The organism is Cryptosporangium sp. NPDC051539, assembly GCF_044454545.1.
Taxonomy (GTDB): Bacteria; Actinomycetota; Actinomycetes; order Mycobacteriales; family Cryptosporangiaceae; genus Cryptosporangium.
The window spans coordinates 908,007-927,418 of record NZ_JBITDV010000001.1; the positions used below are offsets into that span (position 1 = coordinate 908,007).

Sequence of the window (19,412 nt, forward strand, 5' to 3'; positions counted from 1 at the left end):
CCGTCAATCCAGCGACCGGTTCCGCACCACGGACGCGTACCAGCGGGCGCTGTCCTTCGGGGTCCGTTCCAGCGTCTCGTAGTCGACCCGGACGATGCCGAACCGCTTCGAGTACCCGTACGACCACTCGAAGTTGTCGAGCAGCGACCAGAGGAAGTAGCCCCGCACGTCGACGCCCTTCTCGCGGACGTTGAGCACCGCCCGCAGGTGCCGCCGCACGTAGTCGGTGCGCTCGGCGTCGTGGATGCGGCCGTCCTCGGTGACGACGTCCGGGAACGCGGCGCCGTTCTCGGTGACCATCATCGGCTGATCCGGGTACCGGCGGCCCAGCTCGACCAGCAGGTCCTCCAGCCCCTGCGGATCGATGTTCCAGCCCATGTCGGTGTGCGGCGGATCGGTCGGCAGGAACTCGACGTCGTCGGCGCCCGGCCAGGCGGTGGCCGACGAGGCCCCGTGGCCGTCGGCCCGCTGCCGCTCACCGACGCCGTCCCAGAGCGCGACCCGGCTGGTGCTGTAGTAGTTCACCCCGAGGACGTCGATCGGCTGGCGGATGAGCTCCAGGTCGCCGTCCTGCACGAACGACCAGTCGGTGATGGCCCGCGTCACCTCGAGCGACTCGGCCGGGTACGCACCCTCCAGCATCGGGCCGAGGAACACGCCGTTGGCCAGCGCGTCCACCGTCGCCCTGGCCGCCTCTCCGGTGGGACCCACCGGGCGGAACACGTGCAGGTTGAGCGTCACCGAGAACTGCGCGTCGGGCCGGACGACCTGGTGGAGCTCGCGGAGCGCGAGCCCGTGGGCGAGGTTGAGGTGGTGGACCGCCTGCAGCGCGGCGAGCGGTTCGGTGCGGCCGGGAGCATGGACGCCGGAGCTGTAGCCGAGGTAGGCCGAGCACCACGGCTCGTTGAGCGTGGTCCAGGTGTGGACACGGTCGCCCAGGGCCTCGCCGGCCACGCGGGCGTAGGCGGCGAACGCCTCGGCGGTGGCCCGGTTGGTCCAGCCGCCCTCGTCTTCCAGTGCCTGCGGGAGGTCCCAGTGGTAGAGCGTGGCGACCGGCCGGATGCCCCGGTCGAGCAGGCCGTCGACCAGGCGGGAGTAGAACGCGAGACCGGCCGGGTTCACCTCCCCGCGGCCGGTGGGGACGATCCGGGGCCAGGCGATCGAGAACCGGTACGCCTCCAGGCCCAGGTCCACCATCAGGTCGAGGTCGGCGTCGAGGCGGTGGTAGTGGTCGTCGGCGACGTCGCCGGTGTCGCCGTCGAGGACCTTGCCGGGGGTGTGGCTGAAAGTGTCCCAGATAGACGGTCCGCGGCCGTCCTCGTGGACGGCGCCTTCGATCTGGTACGACGCGGTGGCGGAGCCGAACACGAACTCAGCGGGGAACTGCATTGGTCCTCCCGTGGTGAGAGCGCTTTCGCTGATAGCGCTTTCACAGCATCCCACGAGGAGTGAGAACGCGAGCGAGTGGGAACCGAACCGCCGTGACCCGAACTCGAGAACTGCCGATCCAGGAGCACACCGGGCCGAGCCCCCGGAAACTCGTGAACGTCGACATCCTCGTCCGCGACCAGAACGGCCGGATCCTGCTGGTCGGCAAACCGGACTGGGCGCTGCCCGGCGGCGTCGCCGGGGACGGCGAATCACCCCGCGCGGCCGCCCGGCGTCTGTTGCACGACCTCCTCGGACTCGACCTGGCCCCGAACCGGTTGCTCGTGGTCGACCACGTGAGCGGGCCGGACCGGCTCGACCTCGTCTTCGACGGCGGGACGGTCCGGGCCGAGGAACTGCCCCGGGCCGCGTTCTGCGACCCCAGCGAGGCGGGCGAACGTCTGCCCGAGACGGTGCGGCCGAGGCTGGCGGCCGCGTGCGAGGGGTTGCGGTTCCAGGTTTCCCGCTATCTGGAGGACGGCGAGACGCTGGGGTAGTCCGGCGTCAGTCCGGGTCGATCGGGGCGGCGCCGAACACCGTGAAGCTGACCACCCAGTACGTGACGTAGAGGGCCAGCAGCAGCACGCCGTGCCAGCGGCGCAAGCGGCCGGTCGAGAGGAAGTAGGCCGAGATCCCGGTCATGACGACGAGCACCGGCAGATGCCAGGCCAGCACGTTGTTCTCGACGTCGATCCGGCCGCCGGTGATCAGGATGATGCCGAGCTTCGCGGTGACGCCGAACACCACGCTGCCGATGACGTTGCCGATCCCGATCTCCGGTGCGCCCCGCCGGTTGGGCTCGACGGTGAGGAAGAGGTCTTCGAGCGACAGCACGAGCGTGGCGATCGTCGCGCCGAACAGCGTCCCCTGGATCTCGAACCCGTCGAGGATGCCGCTGATGCCCTCGCTGGTGATCGCGGCTCCGGCGACGAGGCCGATCAGCGCGAGCACGGCGAGCGCGAGGCCTCCCCACCGCGGCAGCGGCCGGGTCTTCGAGAACGGCATCATCACGGTGAACGGAGGCTCGTCACCCGCACGCCCTCCCCCCGGCCCGCCCGCGGCCGGCACCCCGCCGCCCGGCGCCGCCGGGCCGGGGGCGCCGTCCGCTCCCCCGCCCGCACCGATTCGTTCCAGGATCTCCGCGTTGCGGAACACCGGTGTCGCGCTCCGGAGCTCGTTCGCGGCCACGTAGGCGAGGAACGCTCCGAACAGCAGCAGCAGGACCACCCCGTCGGCCGGGGTCAGCGGCGCGGCCAGCACGAACGGGATCATCATCAGCGGCGACACCGCGAACAGCACGAGGTAGCTGCGCGGAATGCTGATCCGGGTCGGGCAGACGATCGCGGCCAGCGCGAGCACGATTCCGGTCATCGAGATCGCGGTCCCGAACACCGTGCCCAGCGCGACCCCGCCCAGGTCCTCGACGTTCAGCGCGACCCCGAGCGCCACGTCGTCGAACTCGATGCCGGTGAACAGGATCGCCAGCAGAAACACCGACACGTGCAGCCCGGCCGCCGCACCGACCAGGTACACGATCAGTTTCTCGGCGCTGTAGACCAGCAGTCCCGCACCGATCGCGAAGAGCAGGATCGACGTCATGACCGGGCCCGGTGGGGGCGGGGCACCAGCGGCAGATCCACCGAGGTGTTCGCCGCCGCCACGGCGTCGGTCACCAGCGCGTGGTCGGGCGAGAGGTGACAGACCGGGTCGGTCCGGGCCGCGTCGCCGGTGAGCTGGAACGCCTGGCACCGGCAGCCGCCGAAATCGACCTCGCGCCGGTCGCACGACACGCACGGCTCCGGCATCCATCCGGTGCCCCGGAACGCGTTCATCACCGGCGAATCGGCCCAGAGGGACGCCAGGGACGACGACCGCACCGACGCTCTCGGCAACGGCAACGACTGCGCCGCCGGGCACGGCAGCACGTCGCCGTTGGGCGTCACGGTCAGCTGCCGCGACGCCCAGCCGCCCATGCAGGGCTTCGGGTACCGGCTGTAGTAGTCCGGCACGACGTAGAGCACGTCCAGGTCGTACGACGCCGCCCGCACGACCTGTTCGGCCGCCTCCAGCTGCGCGCGCGACGGCAGCAGCGCGTCCCGGTTCTGCCAGGCCCACCCGTAGTACTGGGTATTCGCCAGCTCGACCCGGTCGGCCCCGGCCTCGGCCGCGAACTCCAGCAGTTCGGCGACCCGGTCGATGTTCCGCTTGTGCAGCACGATGTTGACGGTCAGCGGCCAGCCCAGTTCCTTGACCACCCGCATCGCGTCGACTTTGCGCTGGAACGACGGGATACCGGCGATCCGGTCGGACAGCGACGGCTGGTCGGCCTGAATGCTGATCTGGACGTGGTCGAGCCCGGCGTCCCGCAGCCGTTGAGCCGTCACCCGCGACAGCCCCACCGCGCTCGTCACCAGATTCGTGTAAAGGCCGAGAGACGACGCGGCACCGACCAGCGCCGCCAGGTCTCGCCGCAGCAGCGGCTCTCCACCGGACAGATGGCACTGCAGCACGCCGAGGTCGCGCGCCTCGCGGAACACCCGCTGCCACTCCTCGGTGGACAGCTCGTCGGTGTAGTCGGCCATGTTCAGCGGGTTCGAGCAGTACGCGCACGACAGTGGGCACCGGTACGTGAGTTCGGCGAGCAGGCCGAACGGAGGCTCAGCCATCGGCCAGCTCCACGCACCGCCGCGCCACCAGCCCGGCCAGGAACCGCGGGACCTCACCCTCCGGCACGGTCCGGAACTCCCGGGCCAGCGACTCCTCGATCTCGGCCACCGTGCGCTGCCCGTCGCACCGCTCCAGGATCGCCGCACCGGTGTCGTTCAGCACCACGACGGTCTCCGGCAGCAACAGGATCGGCCGCTGCCGGGTGGAGTCGAACGACAACCGGACGTGCCGCGCCAACCGTGGCCTGCTCATCCCGGATAGGCCTTGTCGATCGCGTCCATCTGACTCCACAGCACGTCGCACTTGAACGACAGCGCGTCGACCGCGGCCGCCTGGGACTCGGCCGAGAGGCAGTGCGTGGTGACGATCTCGAGCGCGTGCTCGCAGTCCCGCGGCGCCTGGTGCAGCCGGTTGCGGAAGTAGGTCAGCCCGGCCGGGTCGATCCAGGTGTAGTGCCGCTCGAACGCGGCCAGCCGCTCGGCCATCAGGTCGGGCGCGAACAGTTCGGTCAGCGACGAGGCCACCGCCTCCACCCAGGGCTTGGTCCGGGTGAACGTCACGTACGCGTCGACCGCGAAACGCACGCCCGGCACCAGGTGGCGATGGTCGAGGATCTCCTCCCGGCGCAGTCCGGCGGCCTCGCCGAGACGCAGCCAGGCCTCGATCCCGCTGCCGTCGGCCCCTCCGCCGTCGTGGTCGAGGATGCGCCGGATCCAGCGCCGCCGGACGTCCACGTCCGGGCAGTTGGAGAGGATCGCCGCGTCCTTGCGCGGGATGTTCTCCTGGTAGTAGAAGCGGTTGGCGACCCACCCGCGGATCTGCTCGCGCGTGCATCGTCCCTCGTTCATGCGGACGTGGAACGGGTGGGCGTCGTGGTAGCGGCGCGAGTGGCCCCGCAACAATTCGACGAAGTCGCTCTGCAGAGCCGCGGTCACAACTCCACCTCGAGACCGTCCATGGCTACCTCCAGGCCGCACGCTTCGACGGCCCGCCGCTCGGGCGAGTCGTCGAGCAGGATCGGGTTGGTGTTGTTGATGTGGACGTAGAGCACCCGGCCGGCCCCGAGCGACGACAGCGGGCCGAGGCTGTCTTCGATGGCCAGGTGCCCCATCGAGAACGCCGTCCGGGCGCCCATCTCGTCGTCGCGGTAGAACGAACCGTCGAACAGCAGCACGTCACAGGGGTCGATCGCCGGGAGCGTCTGCGCGCCCGGCACGTAGACGAGCGTCCCGCCGGTGTTCGTGTCGGTGATCCGGTAGCCGACGACCCGGCCGGCGTCCACGCCTACCCCGAAGCGGTCCTTCTTGGTCGTCGGCACGTCGAAGGCCTGGCAGGTCAGGCCCGGGGCCAGCGGGAACGGCACGTCGAGATCGACCGGCCGCCACTCGATCCGGCAGTACCGGGCCAGCAACGGCAACAGCCCCGACCCGTCGTGGAGCGTCCGGTAGACCGCCGCGGTGGCGTACAGCTCGAGGACGTCCGCCTCGCGGAGCAGCAGCAACCCGGCGCTGTGGTCCAGCTCGGCGTCGGTGAGGAGCACCGCGGAGAGCGGAAGGGCGTCGACCTGGACGCGGACGTCCGGCGAGGCGTTGAACAGGAACCACTGACGACGGTCGGCGCTGACCGCGAGCGAGGACTGGGTACGCGAGTGCCCGGCTCCGGAACGGACGGCCGTGCAGACGCGGCAGTGACAGTTCCACTGCGGCGATCCGCCGCCGGCGGCCGAGCCGAGCACCCGCGCCCACACGTCAGGGCTCCAGAGTTCCCATGTACATCGTCACCTCGGGGGCGACGGCGACCTCGACGAACTCAGGGGTCTCCCATTCCTTCATGATTGTTCCTCCTCTCTCGGACCTCGGGCCGGTCAGGCCTCGGGCAGGGCGAAGACGATCAGGGCGCTGCCGTGTCCGGCGCCGAGCATGCCGGGCAGGAACCCCTCGGCCCAGCCGCCCCAGCCGACCGGGACGGCCACGTACTGGCGTCCGTTCACCGCGTAGGTGATCGGGCTGCTGTGGTGACCGCTGCCGCACTGGAACTGCCAGAGCTGCTCGCCGGTGCGGGCGTCGAGGGCGTTGAACTCCCCCGACGGCTCCCCGGCGAACACCAGGTCACCGCCGGTGGCCAGCGTCGACGCGCACATCGGCAGCTCGTTGCGCCAGCGCCACTTCTCCTCGCCGTCGGCGTCGAACGCGCTGACGTAGCCGACCGCTTCCTCGATGTCGACCTGCACGCCCGCACCCCAGTACGGGATGCTCTCCTTGAATTCGCGGCGCCGCCGGGTGGCGGTGGCCCCGACGTCCTGCACCGGAACGTAGAACCAGCCGGTGCGGGGGCTGTAGGACGCGTGCGTCCACTCCTTGGCGCCGGCCGGGCCCGGGTAGAAGTGCACCGGAACGCCCTCTTCGTCGGGGTAGACCTTCGCCAGGACCTGGCCCTCGCGGGTGATCGTGCCCCAGGTGATCCGATCGACGAACGGCGTGATCGAGACCCGCTCGCCGTTCGTCCGGTCGAGGACGAAGAAGTACCCGTTCTTGTCGAAGTGGCCGAGCAGCTTGCGCCCGTCCCGCTCGAACAGGATGCACTCGGAGATGCTGTCGTAGTCCCACACGTCGTGCGGAGTGCACTGGTAGTGCCAGCGGATGTCGCCGGAGTCCACGTCGATCGCGACGATGCTGTCGGTGTACAGGTTGTCGCCCTCGCGGACGCCGCCGTCGAAGTCGGGCGCCGGGTTGCCGGTGCCCCAGTACATCAGGTTCGTGTCCGGGTCGAACGTGCCGACCAGCCACGGGTTGCCGCCGCCGCGGGCCCAGGCCTCGCCGTCGGCCGGCCAGGTCTCGGAGCCGGGCTCGCCCGGCTTCGGGACCAGGTAGGACCGCCAGCGGTGCTCGCCGGTCTCGAAGTCGAACGCGTCGAGGTGACCCCGGACGCCGAACTCGCCGCCGGCGCTACCGACGACGACCATGTCCTTGATGATGATCGGCGCGCTGGTGGCGCTCTCCCCGGCCCGGACGTCGCCCTTGACCTTGTCCCACACCTTCTTGCCGGTGGTGGCGTCGAGCGCGATCAGGTGCGCGTTCGCGGTGACGAAGAAGACCTTGTTCCTGGCCACCGCGACTCCGCGGTTGACGTTCCCGCAGCACAGCGAGACGTCGAACGGGATTGCGTGCTTGTAGCGCCAGATCTCCTTGCCGGTCACCGCGTCCAGGGCCCAGACCCAGCCGTCCCAGCCGGACAGGAACATGATCCCGTCGACGACGATCGGGGTGGCCTCGAACGAGTACGTCGACGCACCGGCGATGATGCCGCTGGACCCGGCCTGGAAGACCCAGGCGGGCAGCAGGCGCTTGACGTTCTCGGTGTTGATCTGGTCGAGCGGGCTGTAGCGCTGTCCGTCGTGGGCGCCGTAGTAGGTGAGCCAGTTCTCCGGCTCGGAACGGGCGTCCAGGATGCGCTCGTAGGTGACGTTCTCGGTGACCGGCGGGGCGACCTCGCCGCCCGCGACCTTGCCGGAGAGACGGCCCTGGTCGACGGCCTCGCCCGCGTCCACGTATTCGACGGTCATGAGTTCCTCCTCACGGGCGGGGCTGGGTGGGCCGGTCGAGTCGGGCTTCCGGTGGGACGTCGCCGAGCACGACGATCGTCCCGGTCAGCCCGCGGCCCTCGTCGTTACCGGTGGGCGAGCTGTACCAGTAGTAACCCGGCCCGTCGAGGTTGAGGAGTGCACGGCCCTTGGAATGATTGACCAGCCAGATGAATTTGCGGTCGCCATTACTCGGCAGCAGAGCGCAGTGCGTGTTCAGGTCGTCATTGATGAGCGTCAGTTCGAGGTCGCCCCCGTGGGGCAGAACCAGAATCGACGGATCCCAGCAGATCTCGTCCGGCTGGATCCGGACCGTCGCTTCCATCGTGCCGTCCGGCCGCTCGGTGGCCTGACCGATGTTTCCGGTGTTCAGAACCTTGCCGAGGGCAGCTTTGTTCTGGCCGTCCAACCCGAGTTTGTCGAGCAGTAAGTCTCGGTCCTGCGCGGTCGCCATCGACCTCATCCTCTCGTCGGAATTCTCCCTGCCTATTTCCGGCCATGCGAAATAGCCCTGTGAAAAGGGCGGATCCGATCAGCTATTACGCCGGACTTTACGCTGACGAAATACGTCCAACAAGGACGACCGCAAATCGTCGCCCGCACTACCGTTCGCCCGCGGACAGCGACCGTTCAGACCGGGTTCGCCACCACCGGCACGTCGTAGCGGCCGAGGTTCATCACCTTGTCCCAGGCCGCGACGAAGTCACGCACGAACATCTCCGAGGCGTCGTCCGCGGCGTAGACCTCGGCGATCGCCCGCAGTTCGGCGTCGGCGCCGAAGACCAGATCGACCCGGGTCGCGGTCCACCGGAGCTCGCCGGTGGACCGCTCGCGGCCCTCGAACGTCTCGGGGCCGTGGTGCGTCCACTCGATCCCCGGGTCGAGCAGGTTCACGAAGAAGTCGTTCGTCAGTACGCCGGGCGTCGCGGTCAGTGCGCCGCCGACGCCGAGCGCGCGCAGACCGCCGACCAGCACCGTCATCTCCGCAGCGGTGAGCGTCAGCAAGCTCGCCCGGTCGACGAGCAGGTGTTCCGACGGGCGCTTCGCGTGCGGCCCGCGGTAGTTGCGGAACCCGTCGGCCAGCGGTTCGAGCGCGGCGAACGACTGCCGGTCGGTCCACTCCGGCGTCGCATCGGTCCGGCCCGGGGTGAACGGCACCTCGACGGTGCCCCCGGCGGCCTGCTCGACGGCGGCACAGCCGCCGAGCACGATCGCGTCCGCGACCGAGATCCCCGGCAGGCCTTCCAGTACGCCGAGGACCTGCGCCAACGACTCCGGGTCGTTGACCTCCCAGCTCCGTTGCGGTTCCAGCCGGACGCGTGCCCCGTTGGCGCCGCCGCGCTTGTCGCTGCGGCGGAACGTGGACGCCGACGCCCAAGCGGCCCCGACCAGCTGGGCGACCGTGAGCCCGGAGCCGAGGATGCGCCGTTTGAGCGCCGGAACGTCGACCGGCTCGCCGGACGGAGCCGGCACCGGGTCCTGCCAGAGCAGGGTCTCCCGGGGCACGAGTGGCCCGAGGTAACGCTGGACCGGGCCCAGGTCTTGGTGCGTGAGCTTGAACCAGGCCCGGGCGAACGCGTCGGCGAGCTGATCGGGGTGCTCGCGGAACCGCCGTGCGATCGGCGCGTAGCCGGGGTCGTAGCGGAGCGCGAGATCGGTGGTCAGGAACGTCGGCGCGTGCCGCTTCGACGGGTCGTGCGCATCCGGCACGGTGCCGGCGCCCCCGCCGTCCCGGGGAACCCACTGCCACAACCCGGCCGGGCTCAGCGCGACGTCCCACTCGTAGCCGAACAGCGTCTCGAGGTAGGTGTTGTCCCAGGTCGTGGGCGTCGGTGTCCAGGTGCCGTCGAGACCGCTGGTGATCGTGTCGCCGGCGTTGCCGGTGCCGTGGCTGTTCCGCCAGCCCAGCCCCTGGTGCCCGACGTCGGCCGCGGCCGGCTCCGGGCCGAGGTGACGCTCGGGGTCGGCGGCGCCGTGGGTCTTGCCGAACGTGTGGCCACCCGCGATCAGCGCGACGGTCTCCTCGTCGTTCATGCCCATGCGCCGGAACGTCGCGCGGATGTCCCGGGCGGACGCGTACTGGTCCGGGACCGTGTTCGGGCCCTCCGGGTTGACGTAGATCAGGCCCAGCTGATCGGCGGCCAGCGGTTCGTCGAGGGTGCGGACGCCGGTGTGCCGTTCGTCGCCGAGCCAGGCGCTCTCCGGTCCCCAGTAGACGTCGTCGGGCTCGAACGCGTCGGTGCGTCCGCCGCCGAAGCCGAACGTGGTGAAGCCCATCGTCTCCAGCGCGCGGTTCCCGGCGAAGACCATCAGGTCGGCCCAGGAGATGCGGCGCCCGTACTTCTTCTTCACCGGCCACAGCAGCCGCCGGGCCTTGTCGAGGTTGCGGTTGTCGGGCCAGCTGTCGACCGGCGCGAACCGCTGCAGGCCCTGGGCGGCGCCGCCCCGGCCGTCGGAGACCCGGTAGGTGCCGGCGCAGTGCCACACCATCCGGAGCACGAGCGGTCCGTAGTGGCCGAAGTCGGCCGGCCACCAGTCCTGCGAGGTCGTGAGCACCGCGTCGACGTCGGCGGCCAGTTCGCCGAGGTCGAGCGTCGAAAAGGCCGCGGCGTAGTCGACGCCCCGGAGCGGGTCGGATCGGCCGAGGACACGGAGGTTGAGCCGATCCGGCCACCGGCCGGTGCCCGCGGTCCGCCGTTCGAGCGAAGCCGAGTACGGACGTTCCACCGAGGCGTAGTAATCGGCCGAGGTGGGGGCGGGCAGGCCGAGGCCTCCGCCCCCGGGCTGGTTGTCGGGCACGGGGCTCCCTTCCGACGCTCAGATCTCCAGTGCGCGTCGCACCGCCGGGGCGTTCCGACGCGAAACGGGCACCATGCCGTCCACGCCGTCGTCCATGACCAGGAAAAGCTCGCCACCCCGGCGACGCTCGACCTCGCGCACGCGGCCCAGGTTGACCACGTATTGCCGGTGCACGCGGAGGAAGCCCACCCCCGACAGCTCGTCGGCCAGGTTGTCGAGGCTCGACGAGGCCGCGCGCAGGCGGCCCTGGTCGGTCGAGAGCCAGACGTCGTTGCCCTCCGACTCGGCGAACGCGACCTCGGTCAGCCGCAGCAGCACGGTCCGGTTCTCCCGGACCGCGACCACCCGGCGCGATCGGGGTGCGGCCTGGGGCGGTGGCGGCCTCTCGTCCACCGAGGGAGGAAGCGGAGCCTCGTCCGAGGCGCTGAACGAGACCAGCGTGCCGATCAGCTGGCCCGACAGGAACACCGGGCGGAGCGTGATCGGGGTCGGTTCGTCGGCGAGGTAGGTGAAGATCTGGGTCGAGCCGACCCAGTCGGGATTGCGGGCCGCCTGGCGGCTCGCGTAGCGGGCGGCGCCGATCAGACCCGGCAGGCCGGGGGTCCAGCGGACGGTGGGGTCGAGGGCCGGGACCGCCGCCGGCACTCCCATCAGGACGCTCGCGGTCTCGTCCGCGATCACCACCTTGCCGGCGGTGTCCATCGCGGCGAGCGGCGCGGGTGAACCGGCCCGGGCCAGGGTGTAGGCGGCGACGAGTTCCGACCCGCTGTTGCGGGCCCGTCGTTTGAGCAGGCACTGGGTCTTGGTGGCCGCGTTGGCCAGCCAGCTTCCGGCCAGCGGCGGGGGCTGGCTACGCCAGCAGGAGATGTTGAGGACGGCGATCGGCTCCCTGCTGACGACGTCGCGCACGGCGACGCCGGCGCAGACCCAGCCGTGGAAGGCCTCGCACCAGTGCTCGGCACCCCGGACCAGCACCGGGCCGTGCGCCTCGAGCGCCATCCCCATGCCGTTGGTGCCCGCGGCGGACTCCGACCAGCAGAACCACGGGGCCAGGTTGGCCGACTCGGCCCGGGCGACCGTGGCCGCGTCGCCCCAGGAGGACAGGATGCGGCCGGTGGCATCGGTGATCGTGACCACGCCGCCGAGGGCGCTGACGTCGTGCGCCAGCGTGGCCGCGCGGAAGCCCAGTTCGGCGAACACGACGTCGTGCTCCGGCGTGTGGTCGATCTCGGTGACCGCGATCGGCGCCTCGGTGAGGTGCGGATCGACGCGGTACCGCTCCCGGCAGCGGTGCCAGGAAATCGCCACTTCGGGCCGGACGCCCGACACGTGGTCGTCGCCTTGGATGAATCGTTCCCACGCCGCGTAAACGGCATTCGTTGTGGTGGATTCCCGCCGATGTCCGTACTTCATGGTGGAGAACCGCCCTTGGTCCATCCCCAACTTCGTTACGGCCGGTCTCGGCTCTGTTACAGACCAGCGTCCCCACTCTAGGTACCCCTCGTGCGGCTTCGCTACCTTTCGTTCCGCCTGTCGAGAGTGGAATCGTGGGGATAACGGCCGTCAGTCGAGACCGTGACGCAGAGCGTGCAGGCCGGCGGCGACCATCGGGCCGACGAGTTCGGCCGCCTCGACGAAACCGTCGCCGATCATCGCGCCGGCCCGGCCGCGGGCGGCCACACCAGCCGCGATAACCGCGAGCTTGAATGACGCGAAACTGAGATACCAGGCGAAATCGTCGACCGGCCGGCCCGTGCGTTCGGCGTACCGCTGCACCAGCTCGCGACGGCGCGGGAACCCGTCGAGCACGGTGACGGCGGTCGCCCGGCCGGCTCCCGCCCACCGGTCGCCGGTCGGGGTTTCCTGCCAGTAGATCGCCAGCATGCCGAGGTCGGTCAGCGGATCGCCGAGCGTCGACATCTCCCAGTCGAGCACGGCGGCGATGCGGCCGGGCCGGTCGGGGTCGAGGATCAGGTTGCCGAGGCGGTAGTCGCCGTGGACGATCGGGCCGGTCCCGGCCCGGGGCCGGTGCTCGGCGAGCTGCCGGGCCAGCGCGTCGAGGTCGTCGGTGGCCGGGTCGTCGGGCAGGCGGGTGGCGGCCCACTGCTTGGTCCAGCGGCGGAGCTGACGGTCGAGGTAGCCGTCCGGGCGTCCGTACTCGCCCAGTCCGACCGCGGCCGGATCGACGCCGTGCAGGTCGGCGAGGACGTCGATCACCGCGGTGCCGATCACCCGCTTCTCCTCGGGCCGGTCGGCGTACCCGGCCGGGAGCGTGTCGGTGACGACGTGGCCCGGCACCCGGTCCATGACGTAGAACGGGGCGCCCAGAACGGCCTCGTCGGCGCAGAACAGGCGGGTGCGCGGGACCGGCACCGGCGAGCGGCCCTCGCCCAGGCGGCTGATCACCGTGTACTCGCGGGCCATGTCGTGCGCGGTCGGCAGCACCGTGGACATCGGCGGCCGGCGCAGGATGACGTCGCCCGCGGCTGACGTGACCAGGAACGTCAGGTTCGACCGGCCGCCGGCGATGAGCGTGATCTCGCAGTCGCGCCAGGCCGGGTCGCCGAGCTCGCTCGCGAGATAGCTGCTGACGACGGCGACCGGTGCGGCGGCGGCCTGGGTCATCGCGTCAGGTTATCGGAGGTTCGGATCTTTGCCACCCGGTCGCCGCTGGATCCCCTCGCCGCTCCGGGGTGGCCCTCGGTCCATCGGCAGGACGCTTCGGGGCGGCCCGCCGTCCACCGGTAGACCGCTTCAGGACGGCCCGCCGTCCACCGGACGGACGCTTCAGGACGGCCCGCCGTCCACCGGACGGACGCTTCAGGACGGCCCGCCGTCCACCGGCAGGACGCTTCAGGACGGCCCGCCGTCCACCGGCATTGCGACCGGCACCGGTCGGCCGTCGGGGCCGACTACCCATCCTGCGGTCGGCAGATCCGGCCATGGCGGGCCTGGGAACGGGCCCATCGCGCACCAGTGCGACTCGACCGTGGACAGGAATTGGCGCCAGCTGCGCCACCATCGGTTGGCTGCCATGCCGCCGCTCCTGTCTGCGACGCCCCGCGAGGGAGCTGGGTTTTCAGGGTATCAACTATTCCTATCGTGAAAGTGTGGTTTGGGGTTGGGCCTGCGGGGTCCGGACGGCAACGAGCCGCAGCCGCGGCTCTCTGGCCGCCCGCAGTGCAGCCCGACCCGGGCCGACTCCGACGCGACCAACCACGACCGCGGCCTCCGGGCGCCCGGAGGCCGCCCCCGGACCTGCGCCGACTCGACCGGCCACGGCTGCGGTCCTTGGTCGCCCGGCCGCCCGACTTGGACCGACGCCGAGCCGAGCGGCCGTGGACGCGCCGCGGTCGCCCGGACCTGGCCCGACGTCGGCCCGGCTGTCCGCAGCACCGCGACCTGGTCAGTGCAGTCGGCAGCACCGCGACCTGGTCAGTGCAGTCGGTGCGGTCGGTGCGGTCGGTGCGGTCGGTGCGGTCGGTGCGGTCGGTGCGCAGCACGTCGATCGCGAGGTCGGGACGCGAGGCTGCGAACCCCGCGGTCACCGGCGTTACGCGCCGGCGGTGGCAGGAACCCGGCGGTGAACGCCTTTGTTCTGCCGCAGCCACCGCCAGCGTCCGGCCGCCTGCGCGGACAGCAGGGACGCGTCCGCCGGAGCCGCTGGCCAGCCGGACGGTCGGGCCGCCCGTGGCCGCCGATCTAGGCGTCCGCGCGTCGATGGCGCTCGCCGCCGGCACCGCCGGCACCGCCGCCCGGCCCCCGGCAGGGCAGGGCCCACGCACGGACGGGGCGGCCCAGAGCAGGGCGGGTTGGGCCAGGGGATGCCGGTGCTGGCCAGGGCGCCCAGGCAGGGCAGGGCAGGGCAGGGCAGGAGCAAGGCCGGCGGGGCCGGAGCAGGCCGAGCCGAGCCGGACGGGGCAGGCCGAACCGGGGCGAGCCGAGCCGAGCCGGACGGGGCCGGGCCGGGGCAGGCCGGGCCGGGGCAGGGCAGGCCGAGCCGGGACAGGCCGAGCCGACCGGAGCAGGCTGGGGCGGACCAGACCGGGGCCAAGCCGGGGCCGGGCAGGGCGCGGAACGGGCAGGGCCGGGCGCGGAACGGGGCGGGCGGGGCCAGGAACGGGGCGGGGGCTTGGCGTTGGCGGCAGGCCGGGCGGGCGCTGGCCGGGGCCCGGGCCGGTCGGCGTCGACCCGATCCGAGCGCGGCGAGCCGCGACAGCACGGTGGTTGCCTAGCGCTGCGCGTTCAGCCGAGCGGCCTGACGGGTCAGGTGATCACGTTCCGCCAGGTTGGGCGCCTTCCGGGCCGCTTCGGCGTACAGCCTCGCCGCCGCCACCAGGTCGCCGTCCCGCTCGCGCAGATGGGCCTCCACGGCCGTGAATCGCGGCACCGTGGCGTCCACGTCCGACAACGCGGCCAGACCGGCACGCGCTCCGTCGGCTTCACCGACCGCGACCGCGCGGTTGAGGCGGACGACCGGACTGGGGGTCAGACGGCAGAGCTCGTCGTACCACTCGACGATCTGCACCCAGTCGGTCTCCCCCGCGGTGGGCGCGTCCGCGTGCAGCGCGGCGATCGCGGCCTGGGCCTGGAACTCCCCCAGCCGATCGCGGGCCAGCGCGGCCTGGAGGATCTCGACCCCCTCGGCGATCAGCCCGGTGTCCCAGCGCTGCCGGTCCTGGTCCGCCAGCGGAACCAGCGAGCCGCCGGGCCCGGTCCGGGCCGCGCGCCGGGCGTGGTGCAGCAGCATCAGCGCGAGCAGCCCGGCGACCTCGGGATGGTCCACCGCCCGCCGCAGGACCCGGGTGAGCCGGATCGCCTCGGCGGCCAGATCCAGCTCCCCCGAGTAGCCCTCGTTGAACACCAGGTACAGCACGCGGAGCACGGTCGCGACGTCGCCGGGCCGGTCGAACCGTACGCCGGAGACCGTGCGCTTGGCCCGGCTGATCCGCTGGGCCATCGTCGCCTCGGGCACCAGGTAGGCCTGCGCGATCTGGCGGGTGGTCAGGCCGCCGACGGCCCGGAGCGTCAGCGCCACGGCCGACGACGGGGTCAGCGACGGGTGGGCGCACAGGAAGTACAGCTGGAGCGTGTCGTCGGTGTTCGGGGCCGCGGGTGGCTCCTCGGGCGGCGACTCCCGCCGTCGGCGGGCCGCGTCCGAGCGGGCCGCGTCGAGGAACTTCCGCCAGGCGACGGTCACCAGCCAGCCCTTGGGATCGCGCGGCGATTCCGACGGCCAGACCCGGACGGCCTCGACCAAGGCCTCCTGCACGGCGTCCTCGGCCGCCGCGAAGTCGGCTCCGCGGCGGACGAGGACGGCCAGGACGCTCGGCGTGAGCTCCCGCAGTAGTGCTTCGTTCATTCGGTGATGGTCGACGGCGCGCCGTAGTACGGGCGCAGTTCGAGCCACTCGTGGATCGGCTCGCCGTCCTTGCCCGGCGCGGCCGACAGCTCCCCGGCCAGCTCGAGCGCCCGCTGGTAGCTGTCGACGTCGATCACGTAGAACCCGGCGATGAGGTCCTTCGTCTCCGCGAACGGCCCGTCGGTGACCGGCGGGCGGCCCTCGCCGTCGTACCGGACGAACGTTCCTTCCGGGGACAGCACGCCCACGTCGACGAACTCGCCCGACGCCTCGGCCCGGGCCTCCCAGTCCTTCATGAACTGCACGTGGGCGGTGACCTCCTCCGGCGTCCACTGATCCATCGGGACGTCGTTGACCGGGGCCGGGCCGCCGCGGTAGTGCTTGAGCAGCAGGTATTTCGCCATCGTGGTTCCTCCCAATTCGGTGTCGTTCTGCCCGGGGACGGAGCCACCTACGGATTCTCGACAGGGTCAGGCCAGGCAGGTCAAAGGCGCACCCCCGTTGTACTCCCGCATGTCGGCGAGCGCGGACCCGAAGTCCATCGCGGCGCCCCGCTCGGCGCCACCGAGCTCGGCGTAGGCCCGGTGCAGGTTGCCGACGAGACGCTCCTGGTCGGTGAGCGCGGCGAACCGGCCGAGGTCCACCGATCGGGCGACCTCCAGCGGCGGCGTGCCGTCCCGCACCCCCAGTACCGCCAGGTCGAGCACGAACCGCAGGTAGGCGAGCACGTCGTCGATCACCTCGGGGCCGCAGACCGGTCCGTGACCGGGGACGATCGTCTCCGCGCCGAGCGACTTCAGCGCGGTCACCGCGTCGACGGCACCGGCCACCGACCCGGCCACCAGGAACGGCGTGCCTCCGTTGAACAACAGGTCACCGGCGAAGAGCACCCGCCGTTCGGGGATCCAGACGATGCTGTCGTTCGTCGAGTGCGCGGGGGTGCCGACGTGCCGCACCTCGCACCTGAGGTCGTCCACCCAGAGGTCGACGCCGGTCGTGTAGGTGAGGAACGGCGGCGCGACCGGCAGGTCACCCCAGTCGACGTCGGTCCAGGTGCCGGTGCGGATCAGCGCGCTGGTGCCGGGCTTGCCCTCGGCCAGGATCTCCTCCCGGCACCGCTCGTGCGCGACGATCGTCGCGTCGGCGAAGAGCCCGTTGCCGTGGGTGTGGTCGCCGTGGTGGTGGGTGTTGACGAGGGTCTGCACCGGGGCCGGCGTCACCTGCGCGATCGCGTCCACCAGCGCGCGTGTCCTGGCCTCGGTGGCGCAGGCGTCGATCGCGGCGGCCCGGGACCGGCCGACCAGGAAGCCGGTGTTGTTGATCCACCAGGTCCCGTCCGGCTGGACGTAGGCGAAGACGCCGTCGCTGACCTCCTGGACGATCGGCGGCGCGGGCGTGGTGATGTCGTGGACGGTAGCGCTCATTCGGTGAAGCCCTCCAGCTCGGCGATCCGGCGGAACACCTCGCGGGTGTCCTCCCGCTCCCGGCCCGGATCGAGTTCGTAGTAGACCGCGAGCACGTTCTGGGCGATCCGGCCGTGCTCGTCGAGGCTCGCGAACCGGCCCAGGTCGATGTCACGCACGGCGTCCTCGGGCGAGAGCCCGCGGTCGAAGCGTTGTTTCGCCTCGTCCTGTACCCAGGTGAGGTAGTCGCGCACCTGGTGGATGCCCTCGGTGCCGACGACCGGGCCGTGACCGGGAACCACGAACTCCGGCTCCAGCCCGAGCATCCGGTCGCACGCGGCGACCCAGTTCGAGATCGGCCCGGCCCAGCTGATCGGCGTCCCCCCGATGAACAGCAGGTCGCCCGCGTACAGGACGCGTTCGCCGGGCACGAACACCACGCTGTCACCCGCGGTGTGGGCCGGGCCGAGGTTGAGCAGCCGCACCTCGGTGCCGCCGACGTCGAGCGTGAGCTCGTCGTCGAACGAACGGGTGGCCGGGGTCGGGGTGATGTTCGAGAAGTCGAACGGGGCGAAGATGTGGCCGGCGAAACGCCCCAGCGCGCCCTCGCCGGCGATCAGGCTCCGGATGAGTTCGGGCCCGTTGGCCAGCATCTCCCGGGTGGTCGGGGCCGACGCGATGATCGACGCGTCGGCCACCAGTTCGTTGCCGAACCAGTGGTCGCCGTTGGCGTGGGTGTTGACCACGGTCCGGATCGGATGGTCGCCGGTGACCGGCGTCAGGCCGTCGAGCATCTCGCGGGTCATCGCGAGGTCGAACAGCGTGTCGACGAGGAGCGACTCGCCCGCACCGGTGATCAGGCCGGCGTTGCTCCAGCCCCAGGTCCCGTCGGGAACCAGCCAGGCGTGGCAGTGCTCGGTGAGCGGGTGCAGCCCGCGGGTGTACTCCATCAGGCCGCGACCTCGGTCCGGGTCGTCACCGCGGACGCGACCGACGCGCTCGACGGGTTGCGTCCGGCCAGTCCGACCAGGGCGAAGACGAAGCTGATCACGGCCAGGAAGTACCAGCCGGTGTTGAAGCTGGTGTGCGGCACCAGGTGGCCGAAGATGATCGGGATGAAGAAGCCACCGACCGCGGCCAGCGTCAGCATCAGCCCGGTGGCCGTCCCGACGTACTCGTGCCGGATCCGGCTCACCCGGGTCGGCACCGCCGACCAGGCCGCGAACCCGAAGATCAGGAAGAACCCGATCCCGATCCCGAGCACCCAGAGCACGCCGGTGGGCACCACCGGGATCAGCGCCAGCAGCACCGCGCACGCGATCAGCGACCCGACGACGAACGCCCGGATGTTGCGCGACCGGTCGGCCCAGTACCCGCCGACGATGCTCCCGGGAATGCCGGCCAGCGCGATCATCGCCGAGAGCAGCCCGCCCTTCGACGCGTCGAACCCCCGCTCGAGGATCGCGTACTCGGTGAACAGCTGCGACGTCGTGAAGTAGGCACCGTACGCGCCGAGCAGCGCGATCCCGTAGATCCACAGGTCCCGGCTGGCCACCGAGGCGGTCAGCGCGTCCCGCTCGAACCGGGTCCCGTGCAGCGCCGGGGCGTCGGCCGGGGTCCGGAACCAGATCAGCGTCGCCGCCGCCACCAGCAGCTCGAACACGCCGGCGAGCAGCAGCGACGTGTGCCAGCTGGTCGCCCGCTGCAGGTAGATCCAGACGTAGAGCGCGAACGCCGCCCCGGCGCTGAACGCCGCTCCGCCGGAGATGCCCAGCGCGAGCGTCACCTGCGTGTCGTGGAACCAGACGATGACCGCGGCGAATGCCACCGCGATGAAGATCGAGCCACCGATGCCGGATAGCAGCCGGAACCAGGCCAGCGCGGTGTAGGACTGGGACAGGCCGGAGGCCACCCCGGCGACACCCTGCAGCGCGAGCCCGATGACGAGCGTCCGCTTCATGCCGATCGCGGTGGCGAGCATGCCGCCGGGGATGTGGGCTACGCCGTAGCCGACCAGGAACAGCGAGATCAGGAAGCTGAGCGACCCGAGGCCGACGTGGAACTCCGCGCCGATCAGCGGGAACGCGGCGGCGACGTCGAACCAGTTCAGGGTCAGGGCGATGAACCCGGCGCTGAGCAGCGCGAGCATCGCCCAGGGGGTGGATCTGGACAT

General features: G+C 71.5%; 18 protein-coding genes. 1 reads left to right on the forward strand and 17 read right to left on the reverse strand.

Going from position 1 to position 19,412, the window contains the following annotated elements; all coding sequences use genetic code 11:
• Window positions 1-3: 3 nt before the first annotated feature.
• Window positions 4-1,389, reverse strand: a complete 1,386-nt coding sequence (locus tag ACIBZJ_RS04295) for a GH1 family beta-glucosidase (RefSeq protein WP_395925317.1) — start codon at window positions 1,387-1,389, stop codon at window positions 4-6.
• Between the two features lie 92 nt (window positions 1,390-1,481).
• Here ACIBZJ_RS04295 and ACIBZJ_RS04300 point away from each other — a divergent pair, with 92 nt between their 5' ends.
• Window positions 1,482-1,925, forward strand: a complete 444-nt coding sequence (locus tag ACIBZJ_RS04300; RefSeq protein WP_395925319.1) for an NUDIX domain-containing protein — start codon at window positions 1,482-1,484, stop codon at window positions 1,923-1,925.
• A 7-nt stretch (window positions 1,926-1,932) separates the two neighbouring features.
• Here the strand turns inward: ACIBZJ_RS04300 and ACIBZJ_RS04305 are convergent, their stop codons facing one another.
• The 16 genes from ACIBZJ_RS04305 to ACIBZJ_RS04380 form a co-directional block, all read right to left on the reverse strand.
• The gene (locus tag ACIBZJ_RS04305; protein WP_395925321.1) at window positions 1,933-3,027 is read right to left on the reverse strand and encodes a sodium:calcium antiporter; all 1,095 of its coding nucleotides are present in this window, start codon (window positions 3,025-3,027) and stop codon (window positions 1,933-1,935) included.
• Window positions 3,024-4,094: a pyrroloquinoline quinone biosynthesis protein PqqE gene (pqqE, locus tag ACIBZJ_RS04310; protein WP_395925323.1), complete on the reverse strand. Its 1,071-nt coding sequence runs from the start codon at window positions 4,092-4,094 to the stop codon at window positions 3,024-3,026. The genes ACIBZJ_RS04305 and pqqE overlap by 4 nt, the downstream gene beginning before the upstream one ends.
• A complete protein-coding gene (gene pqqD, locus ACIBZJ_RS04315; protein ID WP_395925325.1) occupies window positions 4,087-4,347 on the reverse strand; it encodes a pyrroloquinoline quinone biosynthesis peptide chaperone PqqD in 261 nt (86 codons plus the stop codon). Before pqqD ends, pqqE begins: the two co-directional genes overlap by 8 nt.
• The gene (gene pqqC, locus ACIBZJ_RS04320; RefSeq protein WP_395925327.1) at window positions 4,344-5,030 is read right to left on the reverse strand and encodes a pyrroloquinoline-quinone synthase PqqC; all 687 of its coding nucleotides are present in this window, start codon (window positions 5,028-5,030) and stop codon (window positions 4,344-4,346) included. The genes pqqD and pqqC overlap by 4 nt, the downstream gene beginning before the upstream one ends.
• Window positions 5,027-5,842: a pyrroloquinoline quinone biosynthesis protein PqqB gene (gene pqqB / locus ACIBZJ_RS04325; RefSeq protein WP_395925329.1), complete on the reverse strand. Its 816-nt coding sequence runs from the start codon at window positions 5,840-5,842 to the stop codon at window positions 5,027-5,029. The genes pqqC and pqqB overlap by 4 nt, the downstream gene beginning before the upstream one ends.
• 1 nt (window position 5,843) lies before the next feature.
• Window positions 5,844-5,927: a pyrroloquinoline quinone precursor peptide PqqA gene (gene pqqA / locus ACIBZJ_RS04330; protein WP_395926015.1), complete on the reverse strand. Its 84-nt coding sequence runs from the start codon at window positions 5,925-5,927 to the stop codon at window positions 5,844-5,846.
• Between the two features lie 32 nt (window positions 5,928-5,959).
• The gene (locus ACIBZJ_RS04335; RefSeq protein ID WP_395925331.1) at window positions 5,960-7,657 is read right to left on the reverse strand and encodes a PQQ-dependent dehydrogenase, methanol/ethanol family; all 1,698 of its coding nucleotides are present in this window, start codon (window positions 7,655-7,657) and stop codon (window positions 5,960-5,962) included.
• A 10-nt stretch (window positions 7,658-7,667) separates the two neighbouring features.
• Window positions 7,668-8,129, reverse strand: a complete 462-nt coding sequence (locus ACIBZJ_RS04340) for an MSMEG_3727 family PQQ-associated protein (protein WP_395925333.1) — start codon at window positions 8,127-8,129, stop codon at window positions 7,668-7,670.
• Window positions 8,130-8,305: 176 nt separating this feature from the next.
• Window positions 8,306-10,402, reverse strand: coding sequence for a catalase/peroxidase HPI (gene katG, locus ACIBZJ_RS04345; RefSeq protein WP_395926017.1), 2,097 nt, complete (start codon window positions 10,400-10,402; stop codon window positions 8,306-8,308).
• Window positions 10,403-10,492: 90 nt separating this feature from the next.
• The gene (locus tag ACIBZJ_RS04350; RefSeq protein WP_395925335.1) at window positions 10,493-11,887 is read right to left on the reverse strand and encodes a LytTR family transcriptional regulator DNA-binding domain-containing protein; all 1,395 of its coding nucleotides are present in this window, start codon (window positions 11,885-11,887) and stop codon (window positions 10,493-10,495) included.
• A gap of 150 nt (window positions 11,888-12,037) precedes the next feature.
• On the reverse strand, window positions 12,038-13,099 hold the full coding sequence (locus tag ACIBZJ_RS04355; RefSeq protein WP_395925337.1) for a phosphotransferase family protein: 1,062 nt from the start codon (window positions 13,097-13,099) through the stop codon (window positions 12,038-12,040).
• Window positions 13,100-14,705: 1,606 nt separating this feature from the next.
• Window positions 14,706-15,836, reverse strand: a complete 1,131-nt coding sequence (locus ACIBZJ_RS04360; RefSeq protein WP_395925339.1) for an RNA polymerase sigma factor — start codon at window positions 15,834-15,836, stop codon at window positions 14,706-14,708.
• Window positions 15,833-16,240, reverse strand: coding sequence for a YciI family protein (locus ACIBZJ_RS04365; RefSeq protein WP_395925341.1), 408 nt, complete (start codon window positions 16,238-16,240; stop codon window positions 15,833-15,835). The genes ACIBZJ_RS04360 and ACIBZJ_RS04365 overlap by 4 nt, the downstream gene beginning before the upstream one ends.
• 66 nt (window positions 16,241-16,306) lie before the next feature.
• Entirely contained in the window at window positions 16,307-17,260 is a 954-nt protein-coding gene (locus ACIBZJ_RS04370; protein ID WP_395925343.1) for an MBL fold metallo-hydrolase, read from the reverse strand.
• On the reverse strand, window positions 17,257-18,189 hold the full coding sequence (locus ACIBZJ_RS04375) for an MBL fold metallo-hydrolase (RefSeq protein WP_395925345.1): 933 nt from the start codon (window positions 18,187-18,189) through the stop codon (window positions 17,257-17,259). Before ACIBZJ_RS04375 ends, ACIBZJ_RS04370 begins: the two co-directional genes overlap by 4 nt.
• Entirely contained in the window at window positions 18,189-19,412 is a 1,224-nt protein-coding gene (locus ACIBZJ_RS04380; RefSeq protein ID WP_395925347.1) for a nitrate/nitrite transporter, read from the reverse strand. Before ACIBZJ_RS04380 ends, ACIBZJ_RS04375 begins: the two co-directional genes overlap by 1 nt.